This window comes from Marinobacter sp. (assembly GCF_014859525.1).
Classification (GTDB): domain Bacteria; phylum Pseudomonadota; class Gammaproteobacteria; order Pseudomonadales; family Oleiphilaceae; genus Marinobacter.
Genome location: NZ_JACUUB010000081.1, coordinates 1 through 10,775 on the forward strand (window position 1 = coordinate 1; position 10,775 = coordinate 10,775).

Consider the following 10,775-nt stretch of genomic DNA (forward strand, 5'->3'; position numbering starts at 1 on the left):
TGTTGGGGCCAATATACCCGAACACCTTGGCGCTTTGCTCGACAGGCAACGCCCGGATCAGGCGAATGCCCCCCTCGTTCTCGGGGTTTTCTTCAACAAACTCGGCCAGATCTGCCGCGTTGAAGGTCGCCGCAGCCGCCTGAATCTGGCTTTCATCGCCTGTTGCGATGGCCTCGAACAGGGGCTGATAGAACTCGGAGTCTAGGAATGACATCAATCGTCCTGTTTTTCAGAGTTAATAGTGCTGTTTTTGGCTTTGCTGTCGTCCTGCAATTCCTTCCATTGCTTCAGAAATTCGCGATACCTGTCCAGTGCCTCCTCGACAACCGCCACTGCCGGTGTGTCGGTCGAGCTAACGAGCACAATTAAACCTTTACCCTCCACCTCCTCATTGGTCGGCGGGTGGCACACCACTTCGTTGTCATGATCGATGTAGGCCAGAGCGGTGCCAATGCCGTGGCGTACCAGAGCGCTGACAATGTCTGCCCAGCTGAGATCGTCCAGCTCAAGATCATACCGGTGAGGGTGATCACGTTCGTAATTGAACATGTCTTCCAGCACTTTCTCGGAACCTGGCGCCACGACCGCACGCACCATGATTTCGGGGTAGGTGCGGACCGGGCGAATGATGGTGCGCACGCCCAGGGCCTTGAACCGGTCCCGGTTGTGGTCGCTGACACACTCCACGGTGGTGCGGCCGGCCAGGTTGGATTCGGTTAGCCGGTGGGCAATGTCGAAAGTCAGGCTGTCCGAGAACGGGTCGGTTTCGTCTGCTGCCAGCACGATGATGTGTCTGGCGCTGCCGGCGTGTACCGCTTTGAGGGCTTCCGGGTCGTTGCCGGTGCCATGAAAGTGCACCACACCACTGTCGGCCAGTTCCACCGGTAAGCCGCCGGGAAATTGCCGGGTAAGTATAATGATGGGCACCGTGTGGTACTCGGGCACCGAGCGGATTTGGGAGGCAAAGCGCATGAAATACTGCTCGCCCCCGCTGCGAGGGGTGTTGATGATCACGATGTGCTCGTTCATTTTGTAGATCCAGCGTCCGGTCAGGATTCGTTCACGGCGGTAAAAACGGAACTCGATGTAATCGCTGACGATCAGCGTCAGCAGGGTAATGGCGGTCAGGAACATCAACACAATGGTGCTGAGACGGCCGATGACGGTTTCGGGGGCGTAATCGCCATAACCCACGGTGACCAGGGTGGTCATGGTGAGCCAGATGGCTTCAAGCAGTGACAGCGGCTCGGCGGCCCAGATGATCAGCACCTGAGCCACCAGCAAGCAACCAAGTATGATGAACAGGCGTCGAATCCGGCTGCGAATGAGCCCCCCCATAGGCAAATGTGACTGGGCGTGCTCGGGGTTGAGCGGACGGCGATTACGCATCATAGAGTGGGGCGGCCTGTTCAGTCCGTGGCGAGTTCGTTATACAGTAACGGAAATATATCAGAGAGACAGGGGTTTGCGTTATGTCTGAGCCTTGGGGGTCACTGCCGGCAGTGTTGGCAAACGATGTGTCGGCGTGCTGGCCGTCGGTGTTTCCGGAGGGTGTGCCCGACTGGCTGGCGGGCACTGGGGGTTTGTCGCAGCAGGATCTTGCCGAAGCCCTGGCACGCAGCCTGTTTATACGCCAGACCCTGGAACGGCATCCGGAACAGGTTCGTGACTCCGTGTTGGCACGATCGCTGAAGCAGCCAACGACCGTGCCATGGCTAACCGAGCGTTTGGCGTGGTTTCTGGACACCGTCGAGTCAGAGGCCGCCCTGCACAGCGCGTTGCGCCGATTCCGGCGCGAGGCCCAGTTTCGCATCATCTTGCGAGACCTGATGAAGTGGGCGGACCTTCAGGAGACGATCGCGGCCACCAGCGCCTTTGCCGACATCTGTATTGATGGCGCTCTTGACTGGTTATACAAACAAGCCTGCGAGGAATCCGGCACGCCATGGGGCAAAGATCCCGTTAATGGAGAAGACGCGCCGCAGCGCATGGTCGTGCTGGGTATGGGCAAACTGGGTGGACGTGAGCTGAACGTTTCGTCTGACATCGATCTGATCTTCGCCTTCCCCGGCAAGGGCGAAACCCGAGGCGGCCGTCGCGCACTGGATAACCAGCAGTTTTTTATTCGCCTTGGTCAGAAGCTGATCCAGGCTCTGGACCAGATCACTGCCGATGGCTTTGTGTTCCGCGTGGATATGCGGTTGCGGCCTTATGGTCAGAGCGGTGCGTTGGCGTTGAGTTTTGCCGCGCTGGAAACTTATTACCAGGACCAGGGCAGGGACTGGGAGCGCTACGCCATGGTAAAGGCCCGGGTTGTGGCCGGCGATCAGCGGGCGGGGCAGGTGTTGATGGATACCCTGCGCCCGTTTGTGTACAGAAAGTACGTGGATTTCAGTGCGTTTGAATCGCTGCGCAGCATGAAGGCCATGATCAGTCGGGAAGTGCGCCGCAAAGGCCTGGAAAACAATATCAAGTTGGGCAGCGGAGGCATTCGTGAAATTGAATTTGTGGTGCAAGCCTTTCAGCTGATCCGCGGGGGTCGGGACCGAGAGCTGCAGCAGCGGGAGTTACAGCTCATCCTGAAAGAGCTGGAAGCGTTGGAGTTGCTGCCATCGCCGGTCGTGCGGGAACTGCGCGACGCTTATGTATTCCTGAGGAACCTTGAGCACGCTCTGCAAGGGATGGAAGACAAGCAGACCCAGGTGTTGCCTGATGACGCCCTGGCACAGGCCCGGGTTGCCCGGATCATGGATTACGACGATTGGTCTGCCTGCCAGCAGGCACTGAGTGAGCATCGCGAGCGAGTGGCTACGCATTTCTCGAACATTATTGCGACCGAAGAAGACGAGCAGGAGGCCGGCAGCGGCATTGACGACGGTTGGTACGAGCTGTGGCTGGCGGAAATGGAAGGCCCGGCTGCTCTGGAGTGGTTGGCTGATCAGGGGTTTGAAAACCCCGAGGGCAGCTTTAAGAGCCTTACCGACCTGCGCGACAGCCGCACGGTGCAGACGCTGCAGACTCAGGGGCGCAGGCGTTTGAATCAGTTCATGCCGCTGCTACTGAGTGCACTGACGGAGGTAGACAACGCCTCACAGACCCTCGAACGAGTGTTGCAGCTGGTTGAGGCGATCCTGCGCCGAACGGCCTACATGGTGTTGTTGTTAGAGAATCCAGGGGCGCTGACCCAGCTGGTTCGCCTTTGCAGTGACAGCCCCTGGATTGCCAGCTTGCTGGCGGAGTCGCCCTTGCTGCTCGACGAATTGCTGAACGCAGAGAGTCTCTACACCCCGCCGGCTAAAGAAGAGCTTCAAGATGACCTGCGCCAGCAAATGCTGCGGATTCCGTTTGAGGATCTGGAAGAGCAGATGGAGTCCTTGCGCTATTTCAAAAAAGCCCATGTGTTACGGGTGGCCGCTTCTGAGATCAAGGGCACTTTACCTCTGATGAAAGTAAGTGATTACCTCACCTGGATTGCGGAGGTGGTGCTGGATCACGTGGTAAACGTGGCGTTCGCCAACCTGGTTAGCCGCCACGGACACCCCCGGCGGGCAGACGGTTCGGCCTGCGATACCGACTTTGCCATCATTGGCTACGGCAAGCTCGGGGGCATTGAGCTGGGCTATACCTCGGATCTTGATTTGGTATTCGTGCATCAAGCCGACCCACAGCTATCGACCGATGGCGACAAGCCCATCGACAATGCGGTGTTCTTCACCCGCCTGGGCCAGCGGATTGTGCATATTCTGAGCACACAAACGCCGTCTGGCCAGCTCTATGAAGTCGATATGCGATTGCGCCCCTCCGGCAATTCCGGTCTGCTGGTCAGCACCTTACAAGCCTTCGAGAAATACCAGCTTAACGATGCATGGACCTGGGAGCATCAGGCTCTGGCCCGGGCTCGCGGCGTTGCCGGTTGCGAAGACACCTTGGCCGGTTTTGAAGCTATCCGCCACCAAATCCTTTGCCAGTCCAGAGACAAAGCTGCACTGCGCAAGGATGTGGTCGACATGCGAGAAAAAATGCGAGCCACTTTGGGTACTCCCGAAGCGAGACGGGCAGAGGTGTTTCACATCAAGCACGATTGGGGCGGTATTGTCGATATTGAGTTTCTTGTGCAATACCTGATGCTGGCCTGGAGTGCCAACCACCCTGAGCTAACCCAATGGAGTGACAACATCCGGCAGATGGAAGAGCTGGGCCGCGCCGGCGTGATGGCGGTGGACGATACCGAAAGACTCAGAGAAGTGTTTATAACCCTTAGATCAACCATCCACCGACGAGCCCTGCAAAAACTGAACAGTCGGGTAGAGGGCGATGCGTTTCCGGATGAGCGGGCGTACATACGGTCTATGTGGGAAAAAGTGATGCTGGCTGGTTAAGCGACATTCAATTCCTGCAGAGAATCCTGCTAGAATGCCGATTCCCCGAAAACCGCTTTTTTAGGAGCAGAACAGAATGTCGATGGCAGACCGCGATGGCGTTATCTGGATGGACGGCGAAATGGTGCCCTGGCGGGATGCCAAAACTCACGTTCTTACCCACACTCTGCATTACGGTCTTGGCTGTTTTGAAGGTGTGCGAGCCTACAACACTGCCAGCGGTCCGGCGATTTTCCGCCTGAAAGAGCACACTGACCGGTTGTTCCGTTCTGCTCACATCCTGAACATGAAAATGCCGTTCAGCAAAGAAGAAATCAACGAAGCCCAGCGTGCGGCCGTTCGGGAGAACAATCTCGACGAAGCCTACCTGCGCCCGATGGCATTTTTGGGTTCCGAAGGCATGGGTCTGCGTGCTGATAACCTTAAGGTACACGTGATGGTCGCGGCCTGGAGCTGGCCGTCTTACATGTCGCCGGAAGCCAAAGAGCTGGGCATCAAGGTGCGCACGTCTTCTTACACTCGCCACCATGTGAACATCACCATGTGTAAGGCGAAAGCCAATGGTAACTACATCAACTCCATGCTGGCCCTGAACGAAGCCATCTCCGGCGGCGCTGAAGAAGCGCTGATGCTGGACAACGAAGGCTACGTAGCAGAAGGTTCTGGCGAGAACATCTTTATCATCCGCGATGGCGTGCTGCACACACCCGAACTGACCTCCTGCCTGGAAGGCATCACCCGCGCCACCATCATCGACTTCGCCAAAGATCTGGGTCTGCAGGTGAAAGAGCGCCGCATCACCCGCGACGAAGTCTACGTGGCCGAAGAAGCCTTCTTCACCGGCACCGCCGCCGAAGTACTGCCCATCCGCGAGCTGGATGGCCGTCAGATTGGTGAAGGCAAGCGCGGGCCGATTACCGAGAAGCTGCAGAGCCTGTATTTTGATGCGGTGAAGGGGAAGCTGGCTCAGCATGCAGAGTGGTTGACGCACGTCAAGGGCTGAGATCAGCCGCTTACATAACGATAACCGTCGGTGCTGAGCAGCCCCGGCGGTTTGTTTTTATTGAGTTCACGGAAACACAGGACGAGACAATGGCAGACGTAATCAAAGTACCGGTTTCTTTTGGCGAGGTGCTGGACAAGATCACCATTCTTGAAATCAAATCCGAGCGCATCAAGGATGAAGCAAAGGTAAACAATGTGCGGCTGGAACTGGAAGAACTGAGCGCAACCTGGGATGAGGCGGTGAAAGACAAGGCCTCTGAAATCGCGAATCTGCGTAAGCAGCTCAAAGCGGTGAATGAAGAGCTGTGGGTGATTGAAGACGACATCCGCGATCAGGAAGCCGATCAGGATTTTGGCCCGCGGTTTATCGAACTGGCTCGGGCGGTCTACGTGACCAACGACAAGCGTGCGGCGATCAAGAAAGAGGTCAACCTGGCGCTGGGGTCGCGGTTTGTGGAAGAGAAATCTTATCAGGATTATACGGCGCGGAAATAATGAAACGACGCCAGAGCCGCTAAGGGCTCTGGCTCTGTTCTTACGCAGATCCTGCCGAGAAAATCATCTCATAAGCCACGACGGCCCCGAGTACGATAAGCACTGCGCGCTTCTTGCGGGCGTAGGCCGGCTGCTGCCGATACTCTCGCCATTCCCGTTTCTTCCGCTTCAGGTCCGAAACAGACCTGCGGAGCCAAACCGCAAACTTGAACCCTGCCGCGTTTTTCTCAGATTCTGGGAGGTAATGGATTCCCTCCGGCATGGTGTGTAGAAAGTGAGCATATTCCATGCGAGTGGAATGCTTTTTAAACACGGTGGGCTTGGACAATTTGAAGTCGATAAAGTGGACCTTGCCCTCGTGCACCAGGAAGTTCTGGGCTTTTGGGTCGCCACGGGTGTAGCCGAGGGAATGAAGTCTTTGCAGTTCGTGTGCAACCCGCTCCGCATCTTCATCCATTGCAGGCTTGCCTTGCTGGTACTGGTAAAGAAAAAAGCTATCTGTGACGACGCCCTTTTCCCGCAATTCGGCAGCGAGCACTGCTTTAGGGCAATGAAATTCAAGCTCTTCAAGTTTGATATGGCTGTCGAAAACTCGCAGGGCCTCACCATCTCTGAAACGCGTCATCATTCGTTCCCAGCGGCGCCTGTTGCGTTTTCTCGGCTCTTTAAGAACCAGATCGGGCATTGAAGTGGTGTTCACCCTGGCCACATAATTGTGTGGATTGTCCTTTAACGCATCCACAAGCTCGAGGTTACGATCGAGATAGTCATCCACCAATGACGTCGCTTCAGGGACTGGCAGCGCGGTTTTGACTCGATAGTCACGGTAAGAGAATTGGGTGAGCATGGTCATACACCAGTCTTATTACAAACCAATGTCTATTGTATGACAGTCTCAAGTGGAAGCGCAAAGCGTGAGCAGTCTCACGTTTCTAGATTTGCTAGCCAGGTTGAACAGGTTGTCGCGCCAGAATCCTGGCTTTGGAGATGGCCTGTCTTATGGCATCTGAGCGCTTGAGCCCCTTAGTCTCATGTTGGTCAATCCAATGTTTATGGATGTATGCGATCCGAACAGGGATGCTTTCGAGGCCGATGATTTGGGCGGCAATAAGCCGTTTTCGCCCGCCGTTCGCCTTGACCATCGTGCCATAGCGGGTAATGGCGACATTAAGCTCGTCGTCTGCCAGTTCTGGTTTGTAGCCCTCAGAAGCCAGCGAGTAAAAGATCTGTAGTTGACTGGCCAAAAACTCTCGTGCCTTTTCCGGGCTGTTTACAAGAGTGCTTTTGTTAACTCTTTCCAGCGGTTGCTCATTTTTGATCCTCTGCATCAGGTCGTGATAGCTATCGCTGTCTTCGAGGTTGTCGCGATGTTGCCAGAGGTCAAGCATCGGCCCGTATCGATAATGTGTTGTCATCGGTTTTGTACGCTGATCCCAGTCTCCGGGCCAGATCATGAATTTGCGGCTCACGTCTTCATCCAGCACATATTGGTTGATGTAACCAGGGGGTACTTCTACCAGAGTCTGGCCGGCAAGAACCCGGATGCCGTTGCGCCTCGATAAAATACGGTCACTAACAAAACGCAAGTTTTGCCAAAGCAGCCACGCGAGCTGACCGGCTGGAACTCGAATCGCGCGGTACCAGCTATTTCGAATAGCCTTTAATAGGGCGCGCTTTAATGTTTTTATTCGAAACTTCACGCTTGTTGAAGGCATTGCGATGAACCGTAATCAAGAACTGAGTGAATGACGTCAAGAGCGTTGGGCCTGATGCCATTTGTCGAGCATCGCGACCGCATCGCTGACAGCGATTAGTTCCATGGCACCCTCAAATTCAGCTTTCGCGCCCCAGCGGGCTTCGGCAACTGTCTTTCCGGTGAATTGTTGAAGCGCCTCAGGGTACTTGTTTACGCACCACGCCAGCGACTGGTAAGGGCCTGAGCGGTTAGGGTTGCTAGCGGCAAACAGGCCCAGTACGTCCGTGCCGACGGCGCTGCCGATGTGTGCCGGGCCGGTATCGGGAGCAACGATCAGGTCGGCATGAGTCATCAAAGCCGTTAATTGCTTGAGCGTGTCTTTACCGCAGATGTTATGGGCTTTGTGTTTCATCGCGCCCTCAATTGCCGCGCAGTATGCCGCCTCGAACGGGGCCGGGCTGCCGACAAGAATGACCTTCATGCCATGGGCCTCAATGGCATGATCGGCCAGCTGTGCGTATCGGTCGGCGGGCCAGTTTCGCAAGATGTGGCTGGCGCACGGGCTGATAACCAAGTTTTGTCGGTCAGCAGCCAAACGCTGGTGTGCGAACTTATGATCATCTTCAGAAAGTGGAATGTGCCAGGCAGGTGGCGCAGGTCTGAGCTCCAAAGGCTCCAGAAAGCTCGCCAGGCAGTCCCTTACGTGCTGCTGGGGCGCTGGTTTGATGCGCCGATTAATAAACAGGCTATGCAGATCTTTGCTACGTGCCTTGTCATAGCCAACTTTGATCTTGGCAGGAATCAGCGCTGCTGCCAAATTGGCCCTGAACGCCACCTGCATATGCAGCAACGCATCAAATTGACGGCCCTTCATCTGCTTTCGCAGATCGGCATATCCCTGGCGGCCGGCCTTTTTATCGAAGATGATGAACTCAACACCGGGCAGGTCGCCGATGAGCTTGGCTTCTACTTTGCCGATAACCCATGTAATGCTAACCCCGGGCAGTTGCTCCTGAAGGCTCAGAACAACGGGGATAACGTGAGTTACATCGCCAATGGCGGACAGACGGAGGATGCAGATGGAGTTGATCAAAGGACTGCCGTAAACTTAATAAGATAATTTGGTGTTGCTCGTCTGGCGATTATAGCGAATCGGCAGCCAGAGTGCGCTGGCTGTTTTGTTAACCGCCCAAGGTGAGTGTCTGTTGTCTGACGAGTTGATTTTAGTTCGTATATCCCGCGCTGAGGCCATCTTGCGAGCGCAAGCCTGCCCGAGTGTGACCCCTGAAAGTTTTGCCCCTGCCTCCTGGGGCGATCAGGCCGTTGCCGTGAGTGAGGGTGGTCGGGGTTCGGCCTGGTTTATACACCGGGATTTCGGGACTGACTGGGTACTGAGGCACTATCGTCGTGGTGGATTGGTTGGCAGGCTTATTGCGAGACGGTACATGTTCTCCGGGCTTGAGCGTACCCGTGCTTTCAGAGAGCTCCGGCTGCTGCATATACTGAAGGCGGAGGGCTTGCCGGTTCCAACCCCGTTGGCAGCCTACATATATCAGCCGGTCCCCATGGCCTATGAGGCTGCAATTCTGATCGAGCGGATTCCTGATGCGGTGCCCTGGCCAAGTGCTGAGAGCAGATCGGAGTGTCACCTCTGGCAAAAGATTGGCCGCACAATCAGGCAGTTCCATAACGCAGGGCTTTATCACGCCGACCTTAACTGCGACAACGTGATGGTCGCCGGCGATGATATCTATTTGATCGATTTTGATAAATGCCAGATTCGCCCGGTTTCGTCGCAGGTTATGCCCCGCTGGATGACGTCAAACCTCAAACGGTTGAGGCGTTCAGTGGACAAGCGGTTGGCTTTGTTAGCAGCGGCGGAGCGGAACGAACTTTGGCAGCATTTGGAGTTGGCGTATCTCTCTGAGTCCGGTTAGGCGAGTGTTCGTGATATCCTGCGCGCCGGTAGTTTGAGTTACCAGTCCCATCGGTCATGTCTTCTTGAGCTTTCTTTATCATGATGCCAAAAACACTAGTTGTCACAGACAAGTCCGATCTTGCAGAAACTATGCTGATCATTGGTCTTTGGGATGCAGGAGTTCCACTTCTAGTTACGGCAAATCCGCAAGGGCGGCATTTTGACTTGTTTGAATCTGCGGGCATCCCGGTTGTCCCTCTGGTTGTAACAGGACGGTTCGATAAAGACAGCACTCGTGTAATTCGTGAACACCTCGTCAAATCAAAGGTTCAGGTGGTTTATGCCTTTAACCCCAAGGCTCTTGCATGTGCGTTGCGTGCTTCCAAACGATTAGCAGTAAAAGTGATAGCCTACCGAGGTGTGATTGGCAACGTTGGCTGGCAGCATCCCGAGTCCTGGATAACGTTTTTGCATCCAAGGCTGGATCGTATCGTTTGTGTTTCTGATGCTGTTCGAAAATCCTTGCTTGCGGTTCGTGGGCCTTTCGGGAAAATGCCTGAGCGCAAGCTTGTGCGGATCTACAAAGGCCACGATCTTGCGTGGTATGACAGACCGCCAGCGGATCTTTCAGAATTCCGGTTTCCGGAACGTTCGTTTGTGATTTGCTGTATCGGCCGCGACCGCCCCGGTAAGGGCTTTGCCTCTCTCATAGCGGCAATGGAGCTGCTGCGCGCAGAACTGAACATACATCTGTTGCTGGTAGGTGATCTCGAAAAAAACGCTAAATTGAAAGAGCAGGTCGCACGCTTGCCTGAGTCGGGCCGAGTGCGTTTTGCCGGTTTTCGGACCGATGCCCCCCAGGTTGCAGGGGCCTGTGATGCCCTGGTGTTGCCGTCAGAAAGTGAGGGGCTGCCACGAGTGGTCATTGAAGCGATGGCCTACGGTCGCCCAGTGGTTGTGACCAGGGCAGGTGGCATGCCTGAGTTGGTCAGAAACGAGGTTGAAGGTGTTGTGATTCCGGTGCGTGATCCGCAAGCTCTGGCAAATGCGCTCATCCATCTGGCCAGCAACCCCGACCGCTGCCGGGAAATGGGTGGGCAAGGTCAGAAGCGTATCAGGCAGGCGTTCAACGTGCAGCAAACCGTTGATCAGACCGTCCAACTATTACAGGAGCTGGTGGATTGAAGCGTTATCTCTTCTTTGTGAATCAACCTTATTCGTACTCGATCCTTCGCCCCCTGCAGGAAGAAATATGGGCGCGTGGTGACGAGGTTGCGTGGTT

General features: G+C 55.5%; 10 protein-coding genes. 5 read left to right on the forward strand and 5 right to left on the reverse strand.

Annotation, left to right across the window (positions count from 1 at the left end; all coding sequences use genetic code 11):
• Both IBX51_RS12835 and IBX51_RS12840 read right to left on the reverse strand, forming a co-directional pair.
• Positions 1 to 214, reverse strand: a 214-nt coding sequence (locus IBX51_RS12835; protein ID WP_291831678.1) for a hypothetical protein, incomplete at its 3' end; no start/stop codon positions are given.
• Positions 214 to 1,392, reverse strand: a complete 1,179-nt coding sequence (locus IBX51_RS12840) for a potassium channel family protein (protein ID WP_291831679.1) — start codon at positions 1,390 to 1,392, stop codon at positions 214 to 216. The genes IBX51_RS12835 and IBX51_RS12840, both read right to left, overlap by 1 nt.
• An 80-nt stretch (positions 1,393 to 1,472) precedes the next feature.
• Here IBX51_RS12840 and glnE point away from each other — a divergent pair, with 80 nt between their 5' ends.
• The 3 genes from glnE (at position 1,473) to IBX51_RS12855 (ending at position 5,879) form a co-directional block, all read left to right on the forward strand.
• Positions 1,473 to 4,379 carry a bifunctional [glutamate--ammonia ligase]-adenylyl-L-tyrosine phosphorylase/[glutamate--ammonia-ligase] adenylyltransferase gene (gene glnE, locus IBX51_RS12845; RefSeq protein WP_291831680.1) on the forward strand — a complete coding sequence of 969 codons (2,907 nt, stop codon included), beginning with the start codon at positions 1,473 to 1,475 and terminating at the stop codon, positions 4,377 to 4,379.
• Between the two features lie 76 nt (positions 4,380 to 4,455).
• A complete protein-coding gene (locus IBX51_RS12850; RefSeq protein ID WP_291831681.1) occupies positions 4,456 to 5,382 on the forward strand; it encodes a branched-chain amino acid transaminase in 927 nt (308 codons plus the stop codon).
• An 89-nt stretch (positions 5,383 to 5,471) separates the two neighbouring features.
• Positions 5,472 to 5,879 carry a DUF6165 family protein gene (locus IBX51_RS12855; RefSeq protein ID WP_291831682.1) on the forward strand — a complete coding sequence of 136 codons (408 nt, stop codon included), beginning with the start codon at positions 5,472 to 5,474 and terminating at the stop codon, positions 5,877 to 5,879.
• A gap of 40 nt (positions 5,880 to 5,919) precedes the next feature.
• Here the strand turns inward: IBX51_RS12855 and IBX51_RS12860 are convergent, their stop codons facing one another.
• From IBX51_RS12860 to IBX51_RS12870, 3 genes are all read right to left on the reverse strand, one after another.
• On the reverse strand, positions 5,920 to 6,732 hold the full coding sequence (locus IBX51_RS12860) for a lipopolysaccharide core heptose(II) kinase RfaY (RefSeq protein WP_291831683.1): 813 nt from the start codon (positions 6,730 to 6,732) through the stop codon (positions 5,920 to 5,922).
• An 88-nt stretch (positions 6,733 to 6,820) separates the two neighbouring features.
• On the reverse strand, positions 6,821 to 7,594 hold the full coding sequence (locus IBX51_RS12865; RefSeq protein WP_291831684.1) for a hypothetical protein: 774 nt from the start codon (positions 7,592 to 7,594) through the stop codon (positions 6,821 to 6,823).
• A 36-nt stretch (positions 7,595 to 7,630) separates the two neighbouring features.
• Complete coding sequence (locus IBX51_RS12870) at positions 7,631 to 8,665, reverse strand: glycosyltransferase family 9 protein (RefSeq protein ID WP_291831687.1); 1,035 nt, start codon at positions 8,663 to 8,665, stop codon at positions 7,631 to 7,633.
• Positions 8,666 to 8,780: 115 nt separating this feature from the next.
• Here IBX51_RS12870 and IBX51_RS12875 point away from each other — a divergent pair, with 115 nt between their 5' ends.
• Both IBX51_RS12875 and IBX51_RS12880 read left to right on the forward strand, forming a co-directional pair.
• Positions 8,781 to 9,512: a 3-deoxy-D-manno-octulosonic acid kinase gene (locus IBX51_RS12875; RefSeq protein WP_291831685.1), complete on the forward strand. Its 732-nt coding sequence runs from the start codon at positions 8,781 to 8,783 to the stop codon at positions 9,510 to 9,512.
• Positions 9,513 to 9,592: 80 nt separating this feature from the next.
• Positions 9,593 to 10,678 (forward strand): glycosyltransferase family 4 protein, encoded by a 1,086-nt coding sequence (locus IBX51_RS12880; protein ID WP_291831686.1) that lies wholly within the window; start codon positions 9,593 to 9,595, stop codon positions 10,676 to 10,678.
• Positions 10,679 to 10,775: the final 97 nt, after the last annotated feature.